The 17,998-nt window shown below is 58.1% G+C and carries 18 protein-coding genes; 2 read left to right on the forward strand and 16 right to left on the reverse strand.

Features of this window, described 5'->3' with window-relative positions; all coding sequences use genetic code 11:
- Positions 1-127 precede the first annotated feature (127 nt).
- The 16 genes from glmS to mnmG all read right to left on the reverse strand — a co-directional run bounded on the left by glmS (position 128) and on the right by mnmG (position 15,944).
- A complete protein-coding gene (glmS, locus tag HX824_RS01270; protein ID WP_003213537.1) occupies positions 128-1,960 on the reverse strand; it encodes a glutamine--fructose-6-phosphate transaminase (isomerizing) in 1,833 nt (610 codons plus the stop codon).
- Positions 1,961-1,970: 10 nt separating this feature from the next.
- Entirely contained in the window at positions 1,971-2,741 is a 771-nt protein-coding gene (locus HX824_RS01275) for a DeoR family transcriptional regulator (protein ID WP_177054074.1), read from the reverse strand.
- Between the two features lie 225 nt (positions 2,742-2,966).
- Positions 2,967-4,334, reverse strand: a complete 1,368-nt coding sequence (gene glmU / locus HX824_RS01280) for a bifunctional UDP-N-acetylglucosamine diphosphorylase/glucosamine-1-phosphate N-acetyltransferase GlmU (protein WP_102370203.1) — start codon at positions 4,332-4,334, stop codon at positions 2,967-2,969.
- A 115-nt stretch (positions 4,335-4,449) separates the two neighbouring features.
- Entirely contained in the window at positions 4,450-4,875 is a 426-nt protein-coding gene (locus HX824_RS01285) for a F0F1 ATP synthase subunit epsilon (RefSeq protein WP_008439541.1), read from the reverse strand.
- A gap of 44 nt (positions 4,876-4,919) precedes the next feature.
- Entirely contained in the window at positions 4,920-6,299 is a 1,380-nt protein-coding gene (atpD, locus tag HX824_RS01290) for a F0F1 ATP synthase subunit beta (protein ID WP_003213545.1), read from the reverse strand.
- A 27-nt stretch (positions 6,300-6,326) separates the two neighbouring features.
- A complete protein-coding gene (gene atpG / locus HX824_RS01295) occupies positions 6,327-7,187 on the reverse strand; it encodes a F0F1 ATP synthase subunit gamma (RefSeq protein ID WP_003213547.1) in 861 nt (286 codons plus the stop codon).
- Positions 7,188-7,237: 50 nt separating this feature from the next.
- The gene (atpA, locus tag HX824_RS01300; protein ID WP_003213549.1) at positions 7,238-8,782 is read right to left on the reverse strand and encodes a F0F1 ATP synthase subunit alpha; all 1,545 of its coding nucleotides are present in this window, start codon (positions 8,780-8,782) and stop codon (positions 7,238-7,240) included.
- A gap of 21 nt (positions 8,783-8,803) precedes the next feature.
- The gene (locus tag HX824_RS01305; protein ID WP_003213551.1) at positions 8,804-9,340 is read right to left on the reverse strand and encodes a F0F1 ATP synthase subunit delta; all 537 of its coding nucleotides are present in this window, start codon (positions 9,338-9,340) and stop codon (positions 8,804-8,806) included.
- Between the two features lie 12 nt (positions 9,341-9,352).
- Positions 9,353-9,823 carry a F0F1 ATP synthase subunit B gene (locus tag HX824_RS01310; protein WP_008439543.1) on the reverse strand — a complete coding sequence of 157 codons (471 nt, stop codon included), beginning with the start codon at positions 9,821-9,823 and terminating at the stop codon, positions 9,353-9,355.
- 56 nt (positions 9,824-9,879) lie between these two features.
- The gene (atpE, locus tag HX824_RS01315) at positions 9,880-10,137 is read right to left on the reverse strand and encodes a F0F1 ATP synthase subunit C (protein ID WP_002555987.1); all 258 of its coding nucleotides are present in this window, start codon (positions 10,135-10,137) and stop codon (positions 9,880-9,882) included.
- Positions 10,138-10,270: 133 nt separating this feature from the next.
- Positions 10,271-11,140 carry a F0F1 ATP synthase subunit A gene (gene atpB / locus HX824_RS01320; RefSeq protein ID WP_003213554.1) on the reverse strand — a complete coding sequence of 290 codons (870 nt, stop codon included), beginning with the start codon at positions 11,138-11,140 and terminating at the stop codon, positions 10,271-10,273.
- Positions 11,141-11,156: 16 nt separating this feature from the next.
- Positions 11,157-11,564 (reverse strand): F0F1 ATP synthase subunit I, encoded by a 408-nt coding sequence (locus tag HX824_RS01325; protein ID WP_003213556.1) that lies wholly within the window; start codon positions 11,562-11,564, stop codon positions 11,157-11,159.
- Between the two features lie 148 nt (positions 11,565-11,712).
- Positions 11,713-12,585 (reverse strand): ParB/RepB/Spo0J family partition protein, encoded by an 873-nt coding sequence (locus HX824_RS01330; protein ID WP_003213558.1) that lies wholly within the window; start codon positions 12,583-12,585, stop codon positions 11,713-11,715.
- 9 nt (positions 12,586-12,594) lie between these two features.
- Positions 12,595-13,392 (reverse strand): ParA family protein, encoded by a 798-nt coding sequence (locus HX824_RS01335; RefSeq protein ID WP_003213559.1) that lies wholly within the window; start codon positions 13,390-13,392, stop codon positions 12,595-12,597.
- Positions 13,393-13,410: 18 nt separating this feature from the next.
- Positions 13,411-14,055 carry a 16S rRNA (guanine(527)-N(7))-methyltransferase RsmG gene (gene rsmG, locus HX824_RS01340; RefSeq protein WP_003213561.1) on the reverse strand — a complete coding sequence of 215 codons (645 nt, stop codon included), beginning with the start codon at positions 14,053-14,055 and terminating at the stop codon, positions 13,411-13,413.
- The gene (gene mnmG / locus HX824_RS01345) at positions 14,052-15,944 is read right to left on the reverse strand and encodes a tRNA uridine-5-carboxymethylaminomethyl(34) synthesis enzyme MnmG (protein WP_177054053.1); all 1,893 of its coding nucleotides are present in this window, start codon (positions 15,942-15,944) and stop codon (positions 14,052-14,054) included. Before mnmG ends, rsmG begins: the two co-directional genes overlap by 4 nt.
- 586 nt (positions 15,945-16,530) lie before the next feature.
- Here mnmG and HX824_RS01350 point away from each other — a divergent pair.
- Complete coding sequence (locus tag HX824_RS01350) at positions 16,531-17,037, forward strand: sigma-70 family RNA polymerase sigma factor (protein WP_008439546.1); 507 nt, start codon at positions 16,531-16,533, stop codon at positions 17,035-17,037.
- Positions 17,037-17,981, forward strand: a complete 945-nt coding sequence (locus HX824_RS01355) for a FecR domain-containing protein (RefSeq protein WP_087694576.1) — start codon at positions 17,037-17,039, stop codon at positions 17,979-17,981. Before HX824_RS01350 ends, HX824_RS01355 begins: the two co-directional genes overlap by 1 nt.
- Positions 17,982-17,998: the final 17 nt, after the last annotated feature.

Raw genomic sequence — 17,998 nt, forward strand, 5'->3', positions numbered from 1 at the left:
CGCATTCTAGGGGTAAAGCAGGGGAATACTCCCGGAATTAGTCCACAGAAACGGCAAGACCCGATATCCGGTAGCCTGAAAAAGCAAAACCCCCGAAGAACGGGGGTTTTGGTGGTTCGGGTGCGGCTTATTCCACCGTGACCGACTTCGCCAGGTTACGCGGCTGGTCAACGTCGGTGCCCTTCAGCACAGCGACGTAATACGACAGCAGCTGCAGCGGGATGGTGTAGAGGATCGGCGACAGGGTGTCGTGGATGTGCGGCATGTTGATGACGTGGGTGCCTTCGCCATTGGTCATGCCGGCCTTCTCGTCGGCGAACACGATCAGTTGGCCGCCACGGGCGCGCACTTCCTGCAGGTTGGACTTGAGCTTCTCCAGCAGTTCGTTGTTCGGCGCGACGGTAACGACTGGCATGTCGTCATCCACCAGGGCCAGCGGACCGTGCTTGAGCTCACCGGCCGGGTAGGCTTCGGCGTGGATATAGGAGATTTCCTTGAGTTTGAGCGAACCTTCCATTGCCACCGGGTATTGCGCACCACGGCCGAGGAACAGGGTGTGGTGTTTGTCGGCGAACAGCTCAGCGACTTTCTCCACAGTGCTGTCCATGGCCAGGGCTTCACCCAGGCGGGCCGGCAGGCGGCGCAGTTCTTCGACCAGGTGTGCCTCGACGCCTTCGCCCAGCGTGCCGCGAACCTGGCCCAGGGACAGGGTCAGCAACAACAGGCCGACCAACTGGGTGGTGAAGGCCTTGGTGGATGCCACGCCGATTTCACGACCGGCCTGGGTCAGCAGGGTCAGGTCGGACTCGCGCACCAGCGAGCTGATGCCGACGTTGCAGATCGCCAGGCTGCCGAGGAAGCCCAGTTCCTTGGCGTTGCGCAGGGCGGCCAGGGTGTCGGCGGTTTCGCCGGACTGGGAGATGGTCACGAACAGAGTGTCGGGCTGCACCACCACCTTGCGGTAGCGGAATTCGCTGGCGACTTCGACCTGGCACGGGATGCCGGCCAGTTCTTCCAGCCAGTAACGGGCGACCATACCGGCGTGGTAGCTGGTGCCGCAGGCGACGATTTGCACGTTGCGCACTTTGGCGAACAGCTCGGCAGCTTGCGGGCCGAAGGCTTGCACCAATACCTGGTTCTGGCTCAGGCGACCTTCCAGGGTGCGTTGCACCACGGCCGGTTGCTCGTGGATTTCCTTGAGCATGAAGTGGCGGAACTCGCCCTTGTCGGCGGCTTCGGCGCCGTCACGATACTGCACGGCCTCACGTTCCACGGACTGGCCGTCAACGTCCCAGATCTGCACGCTTTCACGGCGGATTTCGGCGATGTCGCCTTCTTCCAGGTACATGAAGCGGTCAGTCACCTGGCGCAGGGCCAGTTGGTCGGAGGCGAGGAAGTTCTCGCCCAGGCCCAGGCCGATCACCAACGGGCTGCCACTGCGGGCGGCGACCAGGCGGTCAGGCTGGCTGGCGCTGATCACGGCCAGGCCATAGGCGCCATGCAGTTCCTTGACGGTAGCCTTGAGGGCATTGGTCAGGTCGCCGATGTCCTTGAGCTTGTGGTTCAGCAGGTGGGCGATGACTTCGGTGTCGGTGTCCGAGGTGAAGACATAACCCTGGCCCTTGAGTTGTTCACGCAGCACTTCGTGGTTTTCGATGATGCCGTTGTGCACAACCGCCAGGTCACCGGAGAAGTGCGGGTGAGCATTGCGTTCGCACGGCGCGCCGTGGGTGGCCCAACGGGTGTGGGCGATACCCAGGCGGCCTACCAGCGGCTCACCGGCCAACGCTTGTTCGAGTTCGCTGACCTTGCCCGGGCGACGCATGCGCTCAAGCTTGCCGGCGTTGGTAAAGAGCGCCACACCGGCGCTGTCGTAGCCACGGTATTCCAGGCGTTTGAGGCCTTCGAGCAAAATGGCAGTGACGTTTCGTTCAGCGACTGCGCCAACAATTCCACACATGGTTTCTCTCCTAGATGACTGCCGCGCAAATCAGCGTGATGCCGCGGGCTTGAATCTGGTCGCGGGCCTCAAGTGGCAGGCGATCATCGGTAATAAGGGTATGGACGCTGCTCCAGGGCAGTTCCAGGTTGGGGATCTTGCGGCCAATCTTGTCGGACTCGACCATCACCACCACTTCGCGGGCGACTTCGGCCATGACGCGGCTCAGCCCCAGTAATTCGTTGAAGGTGGTGGTGCCGCGCTCCAGGTCGATGCCATCGGCACCAATAAAGAGCTGGTCGAAATCGTAGGAACGCAGTACCTGTTCGGCGACCTGGCCCTGGAACGAGTCCGAATGCGGGTCCCAGGTGCCGCCGGTCATCAACAATACCGGCTCGTGTTCCAGGTCGCTCAAGGCGCTGGCCACGTGCAGGGAGTTGGTCATCACCACCAGGCCGGGCTGGTGCCCCAGTTCGGGGATCATGGCGGCGGTGGTGCTGCCGCTGTCGATGATGATGCGCGCGTGTTCCCGCAAACGCCGGACGGCCGCACGGGCGATGGCGCGCTTGTAGGCCGAAATGGGCTGTGCCGGATCACCGACCAGTTCCTGAGGCATGGTGATGGCGCCACCGTAGCGACGCAGCAACAGGCCGTTACTTTCGAGGGCCGCCAGGTCCTTACGGATGGTGACTTCCGAGGTTTCGAAACGCTTGGCCAATTCGTCCACGCTGACTTCACCTTGCTCGGTGAGCATGGCAAGGATGTTGTGGCGACGTTGGGGTGTATTTCGTTTCGACATGATGATGATAAGTTTCGTTTCGAAAGATAACGAAGGCAATCAAAACCTATTCATTCAAAATGGTCAAGCATGCGACTGAGTTTTTTGAATCAACACAGATAAAAATGTGGGAGCGGGCTTGCTCGCGAAGGCGGTGTGTCAGTCGGCGCATGTATCAACCGAAAGACCGCCTTCGCGAGCAAGCCCGCTCCCACATAAGTACCGCAGTGTTTCAGGGTTGTGGATAACTCAGGTCTTTTTGATTTTGACCGGGCGTTTCCAGCCGTCGATGTTGCGCTGGCGGGCGCGGGCCACGGCCAACTGGGACTTATCCACATCCTGGTTGATGGTGGAACCTGCGGCGGTGTTTGAACCATCACCGATAGTGACGGGGGCGATCAGCGAGTTGTTGGAGCCGATAAACACGTCTTCGCCAATGGTCGTCTGGTACTTGTTGGCGCCGTCGTAATTGCAGGTGATGGCGCCTGCGCCGATATTGCTGCGGGCACCGATCACTGCATCGCCGAGGTAAGCCAGATGGCCGGCCTTGGCGTCGTCACCCATCCGGGCGTTTTTCAGTTCTACAAAGTTACCCACATGGGCGCGAGCGCCCAGCACGCTGCCCGGACGCAAACGCGCGAACGGACCGGCATCACTGCCCTCGCCCATCACCGCACCGTCGATATGGCTGTTGGCCTTGATCACCACACCCTTGCGCAGGGTGCTGTCCTTGATCACGCAGTTCGGCCCGATCACCACGTCGTCTTCAATGACCACGCGGCCTTCGAGGATCACGTTGATATCGATCAGCACGTCGCGGCCAACGGTGACGTCACCCCGCACATCGAAACGTGCCGGATCACGCAGCGTCACGCCCAGCGCCATCAGGCGGCGGCCTTCACGCAGTTGGTAGTGACGCTCCAGCTCCGCCAGTTGCTTGCGGTCGTTGGCGCCCTGCACTTCCATCGGGTCGTGGGGCTGTTCGGTGGCGACCACCAGGCCATCGCTGACGGCCATCTCGATGACGTCGGTCAGGTAGTACTCGCCCTGGGCGTTGTTGTTGGACAAGCGGCTCATCCAGTCAGCCAGGCGGTCAGCCGGTACAGCGAGGATGCCGGTGTTGCCTTCAGTGATGGCGCGCTGGGCTTCGCTGGCGTCTTTATGCTCGACGATGGCGGCGACCTTGCCGTCAGCGTTGCGCACGATGCGACCGTAGCCGGTCGGGTCGTCCAACTCGACAGTGAGCAAGCCCATCTGGCCTGGCACCACGTGCTTGAGCAGGCGCTGCAAGGTTTCCACTTCGATCAGCGGCACGTCACCGTAGAGGATCAGCACGGTGTCGGCCTTGATGAACGGCACGGCCTGCGCGGTGGCATGGCCGGTACCCAATTGCTTGTCCTGCAATACGAAATTCAGGTCATCCGCCGCCAGCCGCTCACGCACCACATCGGCACCGTGGCCGATCACCACATGAATGCGCTGTGGATCCAGCTGCCGGGCGCTGTGGATAACATGGCCAAGCATGGAGTTGCCGGCAACCGGGTGCAGCACCTTGGGCAGGGCCGAACGCATGCGGGTGCCCTGGCCTGCGGCAAGAATTACGATTTCGAGAGACATGAATGGCTACCAATCCTGGGCGGTCAGACTTCAGACCAAAGAAGTGTTTTGCAAAAAAAGAAAAAGGGTAGCCGAGGCTACCCTTTTTAATCAATCACGCATGAGGCTTGACGGCTTAGCCGCCAAACTTCTTGCGGATCTGCTGGACGGTGCGCAGCTGAGCTGCGGCCTCGGCCAGACGTGCAGCAGCAGAACCGTAGTCGAAATCTGCGCCTTTTTCGTTCAGGGCCTTCTCGGCAGCCTTGACGGCTTCCTGAGCGGAGGCTTCATCCAGGTCGGCAGCACGTTGCACGGTGTCGGCAAGTACCTTGACCATGTTCGGCTGAACCTCGAGGAAACCACCGGAGATGTAAAACACCTCCCGTTCCCCGCCCAGCTTGGTCAGAGTGATCGGACCAGGCTTCAAGGATGTAATCAATGGCGCGTGGCCAAAGTTAATACCCAGGTCGCCCAGTTCGCCGTGTGCAATCACACTCTCGATCTGACCGGAGAAGATTTCCCCTTCCGCGCTGACGATATCGCAATGGAATGTCATAGCCATCTGCTTGCCTCAACCTGATTAGCGCCCGTTACCGGGCGCCGGAATTACAGTTTCTTGGCTTTCTCGATCGCTTCTTCGATGCCGCCGACCATGTAGAACGCTTGTTCTGGCAGGTGGTCGTAGTCACCGTTGAGGATGCCTTTGAAGCCAGCAATGGTGTCTTTCAGGGAAACGTATTTACCCGAGGCACCGGTGAAGACTTCAGCCACGAAGAACGGCTGCGACAAGAAGCGCTGGATCTTACGAGCGCGGGATACCAACTGCTTGTCGGTTTCCGACAGCTCGTCCATACCCAGGATCGCAATGATGTCCTTCAGTTCTTTGTAACGCTGCAGAACGTACTGGACGCCGCGAGCGGTGTCGTAGTGTTCCTGGCCGATGACGTTCGGGTCCAGCTGGCGCGAAGTCGAGTCCAGTGGATCGACCGCTGGGTAGATACCCAGGGAGGCGATGTCACGGGACAGTACGACGGTGGCGTCCAAGTGGGCGAACGTGGTCGCTGGCGACGGGTCAGTCAAGTCATCCGCAGGTACGTATACCGCTTGGATCGAGGTGATCGAACCGTTTTTGGTCGAAGTGATACGCTCTTGCAGAGTACCCATCTCTTCGGCCAGGGTCGGCTGGTAACCTACTGCGGAAGGCATACGGCCCAGCAGTGCGGATACTTCAGTACCGGCCAGGGTGTAACGATAGATGTTGTCGACGAACAGCAGAACGTCGTTACCTTCGTCACGGAACTTCTCGGCCATGGTCAGGCCGGTCAGTGCTACGCGCAGACGGTTACCCGGCGGCTCGTTCATCTGACCGTAAACCAGTGCCACTTTGTCCAGAACGTTGGAATCCTTCATCTCGTGGTAGAAGTCGTTACCCTCACGAGTACGCTCACCCACACCGGCGAACACGGAATAACCGCTGTGCTCGATGGCGATGTTACGGATCAGTTCCATCATGTTTACGGTTTTGCCTACACCGGCACCACCGAACAGACCGACTTTACCGCCCTTGGCGAACGGGCAAACCAGGTCGATAACCTTGATGCCGGTTTCCAGCAGGTCGTTGCCGCCCGCTTGTTCCGCGAAGGAAGGCGCAGGACGGTGAATGCCCCAGCGCTCTTCGGTGTCGATTGGACCGGCTTCGTCGATCGGGTTACCGAGGACGTCCATGATCCGGCCCAGGGTCGCTTTACCGACCGGTACGGAGATGGCTGCGCCAGAGTCAGTGACTTCCAGACCGCGCTTCAAGCCTTCGGTGGAACCCATTGCAATGGTACGAACCACGCCGTCGCCCAGCTGCTGCTGAACTTCCAGGGTGGTGCCTGCATCGCTTTTGACTTTCAAAGCGTTGTAGATGCTCGGTACGCTGTCGCGTGGGAATTCCACGTCGATAACGGCGCCGATGATTTGAACGATACGTCCGCTACTCATAGCTGGATCCTCTGAATATTTGAACCGTTAAACCGCGGCAGCGCCGCCGACGATTTCCGAGATCTCTTGGGTGATCGCAGCCTGACGCGCCTTGTTGTAGATCAGCTGCAAATCGCTGATCAAATCACCGGCGTTGTCGGTAGCGTTCTTCATCGCGATCATCCGCGCAGCTTGTTCAGCCGCGTTGTTCTCGACCACCGCCTGGTACACCTGCGACTCCACGTAGCGCACCATCAAGCCGTCAAGCAGCTCTTTGGCGTCTGGTTCGTAGAGGTAGTCCCAGTGGTGCTTGAGTTCTTGTTCCGGGGCGGCCACCAATGGAATCAACTGCTCCACGGTAGGCTGTTGCGTCATGGTGTTGATGAACTTGTTGGATACCACGGAGAGGCGGTCAATCCGGCCTTCCAGGTATGCATCCAGCATCACCTTGACGCTGCCGATCAAATCATTGATCGACGGTTCTTCACCCAGGTGGCTGATAGCTGCAACGACGTTACCGCCGAAGTTGCGGAAAAAGGCCGCACCCTTGCTACCGACCACACACAGATCGATCTCGACGCCTTTTTCGCGGTTTACCGCCATGTCCTTGACCAGGGCCTTGAACAGGTTGGTATTCAAACCACCGCACAAACCACGGTCACTGCTCACCACGACATAACCGACGCGCTTTACTTCGCGATCGATCATGAACGGGTGGCGATATTCCGGGTTGGCGTTGGCCAGATGACCAATAACCTGGCGGATACGCTCCGCGTAGGGACGGCTAGCAGCCATGCGCATTTGTGCCTTGCGCATTTTGCTGACCGCCACTTTTTCCATGGCGCTGGTGATCTTTTGCGTGCTTTTGATGCTCGCAATCTTACTGCGAATCTCTTTTGCGCCTGCCATGTAACACCTATCAGGTTAGCAAGCGGGAGCCTCGCGGCCCCCGCTGCGGCTTACCAGGTTTGGGTGGCCTTGAACTTCTCGATACCGGCTTTGATGCCAGCGTCGATGTCGTCATTGAAGTCACCCTTCACGTTGATCTTCGCCATCAATTCGGCGTGATCGCGGTTGAAGTAAGCAATCAGCGCTTGTTCGAAGCTGCCGACCTTGGTGATTTCAACGTCGGTCAGGAACCCACGCTCAGCGGCATACAGCGACAGCGCCATGTCAGCGATCGACATTGGTGCGTATTGCTTCTGCTTCATCAGCTCGGTAACGCGCTGACCATGCTCAAGTTGCTTACGGGTCGCTTCGTCCAGGTCAGAAGCGAACTGGGCGAATGCCGCCAGTTCACGGTACTGAGCCAGAGCGGTACGGATACCACCGGAGAGCTTCTTGATGATCTTGGTCTGAGCGGCACCACCCACACGGGATACCGAAACACCGGCGTTCACTGCAGGACGGATCCCGGAGTTGAACATGGCCGATTCCAGGAAGATCTGACCGTCGGTGATGGAAATCACGTTGGTCGGAACGAACGCGGAAACGTCGCCAGCCTGGGTTTCGATGATCGGCAGTGCGGTCAGGGAACCGGTTTTGCCGGTCACTGCGCCGTTGGTGAACTTCTCTACGTATTCTTCCGAAACGCGGGATGCGCGCTCCAGCAGACGGGAGTGGAGATAGAACACGTCGCCTGGGTAAGCTTCACGGCCTGGTGGACGGCGCAGCAGCAGGGAAATCTGGCGGTAAGCCACTGCTTGCTTGGACAGATCGTCATAAACGATCAGCGCGTCTTCACCGCGGTCGCGGAAGTATTCGCCCATGGTGCAACCGGAGTACGGTGCCAGGAACTGAAGTGCAGCGGATTCCGAAGCACTGGCGGCCACGACGATGGTGTTAGCCAGGGCGCCGTTTTCTTCCAGCTTGCGAACCACGTTGGCGATGGTCGATTGTTTCTGACCGATGGCTACGTAGACGCAGAAAATCCCGCTGTCTTTCTGGTTGATGATCGCGTCGATCGCCAGAGCGGTTTTACCGATCTGACGGTCACCGATGATCAGCTCACGCTGGCCACGGCCGACAGGAATCATGGCATCGACAGCCTTGTAGCCAGTCTGTACAGGCTGGTCTACCGACTTACGCCAGATCACGCCTGGAGCAACTTTCTCGACCGCATCGGTCTCGGTGTTGTTCAGCGGACCTTTGCCGTCAACTGGGTTACCCAGTGCGTCGACAACGCGACCCAGCAGTTCCTTACCAACCGGAACTTCCAGGATGCGGCCTGTGCACTTGGCGCTCATGCCTTCGGCCAGAGTCTGGTAGGAGCCCAATACAACGGCACCTACAGAGTCTTGCTCCAGGTTGAGGGCCATACCGTAGACGCCGCCCGGAAACTCGATCATCTCGCCGTACATTACGTCGGCCAGACCGTGAATCCGCACGATGCCGTCAGATACGCTGACGACAGTGCCTTCGTTACGGGCTTGGGAGGTCACATCGAGCTTGTCGATGCGGCCCTTGATAATTTCACTTATTTCGGAAGGATTGAGTTGCTGCATTGCTCTGCTGCCCCTTCAAACTCAAGATTTCAATGCTTCGGCAAGATTCGCGAGTTTGCCGCGAATCGAGCCATCGATAACCAGGTCGCCGGCGCGAATGATGACACCACCAATCAGGGTGGCATCCTCCGCAACTTGCAGGCGCACTTCCCGGTCGAGTCGTGCACTGAGAACCTTGGCGAGTTTGTCTTGCTGTTCTTGGTTCAATGCAAAAGCACTGGTCACTTCAACATCTACCGATTTCTCTTGTTCGGCCTTGTACAGGTCAAACAGAGCGGCGATCTCCGGCAGAAGCGGGAGACGGTCGTTTTCGGCAACGACGTGGATGAAGTTCTGCACTTTTACATCAAACTTGTCGCCGCACACGTCAATAAACGTGGCGGCCTTGTCTGCGCTCGTCAGTCGCGGGGCCTTGAGCACGCGCTGCATGGTGTCGTCTTGCGACACTGCTGCAGCCAGGCCGAGCATGGCTGACCAAGAGGCCAGCTGCTGGTGGGCCTGGGCGTGCTCGAAGGCTGCCTTAGCGTAAGGTCGGGCCAACGTGGTCAATTCTGCCATGATCGCCCTCGCTTAAATTTCAGCAGCCAGTTTGTTTACCAGCTCCGCGTGCGCGTTTTGATCGATTGTGGCACCCAGGATCTTCTCAGCACCGCCGACGGCCAGAGCACCCAGTTGGGCACGCAGCGCATCTTTGACACCGTTCAGTTCCTGCTCGATCTCGGCTTGAGCCTGAACCTTCACACGGTCAGCGTCGATACGGGCTTTTTCAACAGCCTCTTCAACGATCTGGTTACCGCGTTTCTTGGCTTGCTCAATGATTTCAGCTGCCTGAGCTTTCGCTTCGCGCAGTTGTTGACCCGCTTTATCTTGGGCCAACTCCAGGTCGCGAGCTGCTCGTGCGGCAGCGTCCAGTCCGTCTGCGATCTTCTTCTGACGTTCGTGCAAAGCCGCGATGACCGGAGGCCATACGAACTTCATGCAGAAAACTACAAAAATCAAGAACGCTAAGGACTGACCAATAATGGTTGCATTAATGTTCACGCCAATACCTCGCTCGTTCGTTGCACAACACACCAATCACTCGAAAAAACGAGTGATTAACCGGCGAGTTGACCAACGAAGGGGTTCGCGAAGGTGAAGAACAGAGCGATACCAACACCGATCATGGTCACGGCGTCGAGCAGGCCGGCGACGATGAACATTTTAACTTGCAGCATTGGAACCATTTCTGGCTGACGCGCTGCGCCTTCCAGGAACTTGCCGCCCAGCAGGCCGAAACCAATGGCAGTACCCAGGGCGCCCAGGCCGATCAACAGTGCAACAGCGATAGCGGTTAGACCAACTACAGTTTCCATCTTTCCTCCCGACTTTTACGTCGTATGGTTTAGGTTTTTTAGATTTTAAAGCGGTAAAACAAATCGTTTCATAGCCCTTCAGGGCTACCCTCCCGTTTGACCGGGAGGGACATCAGACTAGTCGAGACTGGTCTTAATGGTTCTCTTCGTGCGCCATCGACAGGTAGACGATGGTCAGCATCATGAAGATAAACGCCTGCAGGGTGATGATCAGGATGTGGAACACAGCCCACGCCCACTGCAGAACAATGCCCAGGCCGCTAAGCCAGAGCAGACCACTGCCGAACATCACAGCGATCAGAATGAACACCAGCTCGCCGGCATACATGTTGCCGAACAGTCGCAGGGCCAGGGAAATCGGCTTGGCGACCAGGGTCACGAACTCCAGCAGGAAGTTCACCGGGATCAGCAGCGCTTGAACGAAGATGTTCTTGCTGCCGAACGGGTGCAGGGTCAGTTCGCCGATGAAGCCGCCGATGCCCTTGATCTTGATGCTGTAGAAAATGATCAACGCGAACACCGACAGGGCCATGCCCAGGGTGGCGTTAGGGTCCGTGGTCGAAACCGCACGGAATGGAATGTGGTGATCGCCGGAGATCAGGATGGCCAGCTGAGGAATCCAGTCGACCGGGATCAGGTCGACGGCGTTCATCAGGAACACCCAGACGAAGATGGTCAGTGCCAACGGTGCAATCACCGCGCTACGACCATGGAAGCTGTCCCGCACGCTGCCATCGACGAATTCGACCAATACTTCAACGAAGTTCTGCAAAGCACCTGGCTGACCGGAAGTCGCCTTCTTTGCCGCCATGCGGAAAATCAGGACGAAGATCAGACCCAATGCGACAGACCAGCCCAGAGTATCCAGGTGGAATGCCCAGAAGCCCATTTCTTTGGCTTCTGCTGCGGAGTGGGCAAAGCCCCAGCCGCCGTTGGGAAGCTGACCGAAGGTCAGGTTCTGCAAGTGGTGCTGGATATAGCCCGAAGCGGTTGTTTCTGCCATGGTTGCCTCAAACGCCCTAAGGTTTCGAAAGTCTTGTTTTCATTAGCAGGGGAGCGAACCAGCTGACCAGTTGGGTCAACACGAAGACGCCGAATACAGCCAGCGGCGCCAATGGCTTCACACCTGCAAAGGTCAGTGCAAACAGCACTGCCGTCAAAATCAATTTCCCCGCCTCGCCGGCATAAAAAGACCGGACGATAGCCTGGGCTGCTCGGGCGCCGGAAAACCGAAAGGCCCTGTGAGCAAAATACATATTGGGCAGCAAGGCTATCAGGCCTCCGCAGAGTCCCGAGTATCCGGCTACGACTCCATACCAATACCAGAGCGCCAAAGAGGCGATCAGTAAAATGACAAATTGAGCCACTAAAACCGGGAAAACGGCCAAGCGATGGAACGGCAACGTGTTTGGCGTGCGGGTTTCCATCACTCTTGCTCCTCAATGGTCGGCTGCCGGAAATCAATAACTTGGCATAATTTGTGCCGACAAAATGCGCGCAGAGTATAGGGGCGGTTCTGCCCCTATTCAACTGCCGGGTAGTGATTTCCGACTGCGCGCTACAGAAGCAATTGTTTCAGCGGATGTGGGCAAGGACGCCCTGAAGCTCATCCAATGAGTTATATCCGATGACCAATTGCCCTTTGCCTTTCTTGCCATGACGAATTTGCACCGCAGAGCCTAGGCGTTCGGCCAGGCGCTGCTCCAGGCGTGCAATATCCGGATCAGGTTTGGCGGTTTCGACCGGTGCAGGTTTGCCACTGAGCCACTGGCGAACCAGGGCCTCGGTCTGACGAACGGTGAGGCCTCGTGCGACAACGTGTCGCGCCCCCTCAACCTGTTGATTTTCCGGCAAACCGAGCAAAGCACGGGCATGACCCATTTCCAGGTCGCCATGGGAAAGCATGGTTTTGATGACTTCTGGCAGCGCGATCAGGCGCAACAGGTTGGACACGGTAACCCGGGACTTGCCCACCGCATCCGCGACTTCCTGCTGAGTCAGTTTGAATTCCTGCTGCAAACGCTGCAGGGCGATCGCTTCCTCGATCGGATTGAGGTCTTCACGCTGGATGTTCTCGATCAACGCCATGGCGATGGCGGTTTCATCCGGCACATCGCGCACCATTGCCGGAATGGTTTCCTTGCCGGCCTGCTGGCTGGCGCGCCAGCGGCGCTCGCCGGCGATGATTTCAAAGCGGCCTGCACCAATCGGACGCACCACGATCGGCTGCATCACGCCCTGGGCCTTGATCGAATTCGCCAATTCCTCCAGCGCCTGCGGGTCCATGTCCCGGCGCGGCTGGTATTTGCCGCGCTGGATCAGGTCCAGCGGCAGGTGCTGCAGCTCGCGCTCGTCGGCCTGCACTGCCTGTTCTTCAAGGGTCGTGACAGTCGGACCACTCAGCAGTGCATCCAGTCCACGTCCGAGACCTCGTTTCTTGACGGCCATGGGGATTCCTTAAGTTGGCTGGGCTGCAGCGGTGCGTGAATTGCGGCGTTGACGGCGAACCATCTCGCCGGCCAGCGCCAGATAGGCAATGGCGCCGCGGGAAGACTTGTCGTACGCCAGCGCGGGCATGCCATAGCTTGGCGCTTCGGCCAGGCGGATGTTGCGTGGAATCACGGTGTCGTAGAGCTGATCGCCGAAGTGTTCCTTGAGCTGTGCCGACACATCGTTCATCAGGCTCAGGCGCGGGTCATACATGGTCCGCAGCAGGCCTTCGATTTGCAGGTTCGGGTTGAGCAACTCGGCGATACGCTTGATGTTATCCACAAGGTCGCTCAAGCCTTCGAGCGCGAAGTACTCGCACTGCATGGGGATAATCACCCCGTCGGCCGCAACCAGTGCGTTCAACGTCAGCATCGACAGCGACGGCGGGCAGTCGATCAAAATGTAGTCGTAATTCTCGCGGATCGGCGCCAGGGCGCTGCGCAGACGGCTTTCTTTCATCTGCATTTCCAGCAGCACCACTTCCGCCGCGGTCAAATCGCGGTTGGCCGGCAGCAGTTGATAACCGCCGTGCTCGGAGAAGTGCATGGCCTGGGCCAGGTCGCACTCGCCAATCAGCAAGTCGTAGACCGAGTTTTCCAGGCCGTGTTTATCCACACCGCTACCCATGGTGGCGTTGCCCTGTGGATCGAGATCGATCAACAGCACCCGACGCTTGGTAGCGACCAGGGATGCTGCGAGGTTGATGCAGGTGGTGGTTTTGCCCACGCCACCTTTCTGGTTCGCTATCGCGAATACCTTAGCCATTCTTGCTTGTGTTCCCAATCATGCCGTGCGGCGCAGTATCAGCAGATGGCGTTGGCCTTGGCAACCGGGTACGGCCAAGGCGTGTTCGCTATCGAGGTGGAAGTCTGCCGGCAATGCTAACAGCTCGTCGCTTGGATGAACGCCCTTCATTGCCAGCCAACGGGTATCGCGGTCGCCGAGGTGGCGGGTCCAGTTGCTGAAGTTCTCCATGCTGCTGAACGCCCGGGAAACAATTCCGTTGAAAGGCTGTTCAGGCGTAAAGGCTTCGACGCGACTGTGGATAACTTGCAGATTATCCAGCTTGAGTTCGAGTTTGACCTGGGTCAGGAAGCGGGTTTTCTTGCCGTTGCTGTCCAGGCAGGTCACTTGCGACTCCGGAAACAGGATCGCCAGCGGGATGCCGGGCATGCCGCCGCCGCTGCCAACGTCGAGCCAGCGGCCGTTTTCGATAAACGGCATCACACTGAGACTGTCGAGCAGATGGCGGGAGACCATTTCGTCCGGGTCACGCACCGCAGTGAGGTTGTAAGCCTTGTTCCATTTGATCAACAGGGCCAGATAACCCAGCAGCAACTCGTGCTGGGCTTCGGTCAGGTTGACGCCAAGCTGGCGAGCACCTGTGGATAACTCTTCGGCGTGTTGCGAGGTGACCAACGAACTCAAGCGCTTTGCTCCAACTGACGGCCCGCGCCGCGTTTTTTCAAATGAATCATCAACAGCGAAATGGCTGCCGGCGTGACGCCCGGGGTACGGGACGCCTGGCCCAGGGTCTCCGGTCGAGTTATCCCCAGCTTGCCTTGGATCTCTTTCGACAGCCCGGCAATGTTTGTGTAATCGATATCCACAGGCAGCTTGGTGTCTTCGCTGGCCCGCAGACGAGCGATCTCATCCTGCTGACGGTCAATGTAACCGGCGTATTTGGTCTTGATTTCGACCTGCTCGGCAACCTGTGGATCTTCTGCGCCAGCGCCGGTGACCGAGATCAGACCAGCGTAGTCGATTTCCGGCCGGGACAGCAGGTTCAGCAAGTTGTATTCGTGAGTCAGCGGCGTGCCGAATTTTTCGGCAATCGCATCGCCTTGCTCGGTGCCCGGGCGAACCCAGGTACTTTTCAGGCGTTGCTCTTCCAACTCGATACTTTCGCGTTTTTTGCAGAAGGCCGCCCAACGCACGTCGTCGACCAGGCCCAATTCGCGACCTTTTTCGGTCAAGCGCAGGTCGGCGTTGTCTTCCCGCAGGATCAGGCGGTATTCGGCCCGGGACGTAAACATCCGGTACGGTTCCTGGGTTCCGAGGGTGATCAGGTCGTCGACCAACACACCGATGTACGCCTCATCGCGACGCGGACACCAGCTGTCTTTGCCCTTTGCACGCAGTGCCGCGTTGGTTCCGGCCAGCAAACCCTGGGCGCCAGCTTCTTCGTAACCGGTGGTGCCGTTGATTTGCCCTGCAAAGAACAAACCGCCGATGACCTTGGTTTCCAGGCTGTATTTCAGGTCACGCGGGTCGAAGTAGTCGTACTCGATGGCGTAGCCAGGACGCACGATGTGCGCATTTTCCATACCGCGAATCGACTGCACGATCTGGATTTGCACGTCGAACGGCAGAGACGTGGAAATTCCGTTCGGGTACAGCTCATGGGTGGTCAGACCTTCCGGTTCGATAAAAACCTGGTGGCTTTCCTTGTCGGCAAAGCGGTGGATCTTGTCTTCGATCGACGGGCAGTAGCGCGGGCCAATACCTTCGATCACCCCGGAATACATCGGCGAACGGTCGAGGTTCGCAGCAATGATTTCGTGGGTGCGGGCGTTGGTATGGGTAATCCAGCAACTGACCTGCTTCGGATGCTGTTCCTTGGAGCCCATGAACGACATCACCGGGATCGGTGTATCGCCGGCTTGCTCGGTCATCACCGAGAAATCCACAGACCGGCCATCAATTCGCGGCGGCGTGCCGGTTTTCAGGCGACCAACACGCAGTGGCAGTTCGCGAAGGCGCTGAGCCAAGGCGATTGACGGTGGATCACCGGCGCGGCCACCGGAATAGTTCTGCATACCGATGTGGATAAGTCCGCCGAGGAAGGTACCGGTGGTCAACACCACGGATTCTGCGAAGAAACGCAGGCCCATTTGCGTGACAACACCGCGTACCTGGTCTTGTTCGACGATCAGGTCATCGGCTGCCTGTTGAAATATCCACAGGTTCGGCTGGTTTTCCAGGGTTTCGCGGACAGCGGCCTTGTACAGGATGCGGTCGGCTTGAGCACGTGTGGCTCGTACGGCCGGGCCTTTGCGACTGTTCAGTACGCGAAATTGAATACCACCTTTGTCGGTAGCCATGGCCATCGCGCCGCCCAGGGCATCGATTTCCTTGACCAGATGGCTTTTGCCAATCCCGCCAATCGCGGGGTTGCAGCTCATGGCGCCGAGGGTTTCCACGTTATGCGTCAGCAACAGGGTTTTTGCCCCCATGCGTGCTGACGCCAGTGCTGCCTCGGTACCGGCATGACCGCCGCCGATGACGATCACTTCAAAACGGGAAGGGAAATCCACCACGCACCTCGTGCCTGCTTCTGTAGGTAATTAGGAATGAGCGTTCGAGATCAGGTTTTCGAACGAGTCGGCAAGTATAGGGACTTCGCCCTTCCTAAAGAACCCTTTGCACAAAATTTAACCAGCTGTGGATGAATCACGAACAATAGAAATTAAAAGAGAGAAATTTATTAAATCTTTGTTTTTATGTTTATTTCTACTGAGGCATGTTTCTGTGGATAGATCTCTACAGGCCTTTATTTACGTTATGTACAGAGATTCAAAAGTCTGTGGTTAGGTGCCAATGAGGCCCTTGGATAAGTGCTTTAAGCCTGTGGATTAAACGGGTGGTTATCCACAGAGGGGTTTTTACTCAGGTTTCAAGCCTGGTTATCAACTGGGCACAGGGGCGGTTATTCACAGGGCTTAATCCACAGAAAATACGGATCCCGATAAGTTTCAGGCAGGCAGATGCCTCCGAAAATCCTCGGTCAGGCAGGAAACAGTTCATTTGCATTTGTGAAACGGGTTGATGGAACGCCTATTGTGAGAAAGCGCCACGGCAGTTAATAATAGTTATTATCATTAACCTGCCTCGTCACCTCTCATGGCCCTTCCCTCGCATACCGTTGCAGTCCAGCACATCTATGAGCAGCACCATTCGTGGTTGCACAGCTGGCTCAAGGGAAAGTTGCATAACGCCTGCGATGCAGCTGACGTGGCACACGATACGTTCGTGCGGATCCTGGGCGGCCGCAATGCGACGCAGATCCTCGAGCCCAGGGACTATCTGGCCACAGTTGCCCGGGGACTGGTGATTGACCGCTATCGCCGCCGCGCCATTGAGCAGGCCTATCTGCAAACCCTGGCAGACCGGCCCGAAGCGATCGCAATCAGTGAAGAAGACAAGGCCATCATCATTGAAACCCTCGTTGCTGTGGATAAAGCCTTGTGTGGGCTGGGGGAGCGGGCCAGGCGAATTTTCATGCTGTCCCAGGTCGAAGGCCTGACTTATCAACAGATCGCCGATCAGTTGCGTGTCTCGCTGACCACCGTCAAGAAACATATGGTTCGGGCCCTGACTGAATGCGCCTTGATCATGGCGGGCATGTAATGGCTGCCCCGGATCGCAAGACGTTCGAAGCCGCCGCCAGTTGGTACGTGCAATTTCAATCGCAGCCACCGACACCCGCGCAACAAAGTGCCTGGCAGCAATGGCTCAACGGCGATCCCTCCCATCAGGCGGCCTGGAACCAGATGGAGCAGTTGCAACGTGGCCTCGGTGCGCTACCCAAGGACTTCACCCGTCGTGCGCTCTCGGCCAGTCAACAACGGCGGCAAGTGCTCAAGCTGATGCTGATGCTCGGTGCCGCCGGGTACTTGGGGTGGAACGTTCAACAACACACGTCCCTGGGCAACCTCTGGGCTGACTATCGGACCAAGGTCGGCGAACGACGGCGAATCGGGTTGGCCGACGGCACTCAAATTGACCTCAATACGAACACGGCTATCGACGTACTTTTCGATGGGCAGCAGCGACTGGTCCGTTTGCGTGAGGGGGAAGTACTTATCCACACCGGAAAGTCGGGCCGGCAAACACCGTTTTATGTCGAAACCCATGAGGGTCGTGTTCAAGCCTTGGGTACGCGGTTCACTGTTCGCCAACTGCAAGGGTCGACGCGGGTTGGTGTGCTGGAAGACCGGGTCAGCGTGCAACCCGTCGACCAGCCGGCCCATAGCCGAGTGCTCGGACCTGGTGAAAGTGTCGACTTCGGCACGCAAGACGTAGGCCCCAGCCATATCTATCGCGGGAACCAAGCCGCATGGGTCGACGGCCAACTGATCGTTCTGGATGCGCGACTGGGGGATGTCATCGACGAACTGGCGCGCTATCGGCCGGGCGTTATGCAGTGCGATGCCGCATCAGCGCGGCTGCGGGTGTCCGGCACTTTCCGTCTGGATTCCACCGACGCCGTATTGGCCAACCTGCAGGTCACGCTGCCGATCCACGTGAAGTATTTCACGCGCTATTGGGTCTCCGTCACGCTTACCGCTTGATACTGAAAAAATACTCT

The organism is Pseudomonas sp. D4002 (assembly GCF_013385665.1).
Taxonomy (GTDB): domain Bacteria; phylum Pseudomonadota; class Gammaproteobacteria; order Pseudomonadales; family Pseudomonadaceae; genus Aquipseudomonas.

What these genes read in the sequence shown, in the direction of transcription:
- glmU (WP_102370203.1), bottom strand. Translation starts at nt 4,334, where the DNA reads ATGTCTCTCGAAATCGTAATTCTTGCCGCAGGCCAGGGCACCCGCATG.
- atpG (WP_003213547.1), bottom strand. Translation starts at nt 7,187, where the DNA reads ATGGCAGGCGCAAAAGAGATTCGCAGTAAGATTGCGAGCATCAAAAGC.
- HX824_RS01355 (WP_087694576.1), top strand. Translation starts at nt 17,037, where the DNA reads ATGGCTGCCCCGGATCGCAAGACGTTCGAAGCCGCCGCCAGTTGGTAC.
- atpB (WP_003213554.1), bottom strand. Translation starts at nt 11,140, where the DNA reads ATGGCAGAAACAACCGCTTCGGGCTATATCCAGCACCACTTGCAGAAC.
- HX824_RS01325 (WP_003213556.1), bottom strand. Translation starts at nt 11,564, where the DNA reads ATGGAAACCCGCACGCCAAACACGTTGCCGTTCCATCGCTTGGCCGTT.
- glmS (WP_003213537.1), bottom strand. Translation starts at nt 1,960, where the DNA reads ATGTGTGGAATTGTTGGCGCAGTCGCTGAACGAAACGTCACTGCCATT.
- HX824_RS01330 (WP_003213558.1), bottom strand. Translation starts at nt 12,585, where the DNA reads ATGGCCGTCAAGAAACGAGGTCTCGGACGTGGACTGGATGCACTGCTG.
- atpA (WP_003213549.1), bottom strand. Translation starts at nt 8,782, where the DNA reads ATGCAGCAACTCAATCCTTCCGAAATAAGTGAAATTATCAAGGGCCGC.
- atpE (WP_002555987.1), bottom strand. Translation starts at nt 10,137, where the DNA reads ATGGAAACTGTAGTTGGTCTAACCGCTATCGCTGTTGCACTGTTGATC.
- HX824_RS01335 (WP_003213559.1), bottom strand. Translation starts at nt 13,392, where the DNA reads ATGGCTAAGGTATTCGCGATAGCGAACCAGAAAGGTGGCGTGGGCAAA.
- HX824_RS01285 (WP_008439541.1), bottom strand. Translation starts at nt 4,875, where the DNA reads ATGGCTATGACATTCCATTGCGATATCGTCAGCGCGGAAGGGGAAATC.
- atpD (WP_003213545.1), bottom strand. Translation starts at nt 6,299, where the DNA reads ATGAGTAGCGGACGTATCGTTCAAATCATCGGCGCCGTTATCGACGTG.
- HX824_RS01350 (WP_008439546.1), top strand. Translation starts at nt 16,531, where the DNA reads ATGGCCCTTCCCTCGCATACCGTTGCAGTCCAGCACATCTATGAGCAG.
- HX824_RS01305 (WP_003213551.1), bottom strand. Translation starts at nt 9,340, where the DNA reads ATGGCAGAATTGACCACGTTGGCCCGACCTTACGCTAAGGCAGCCTTC.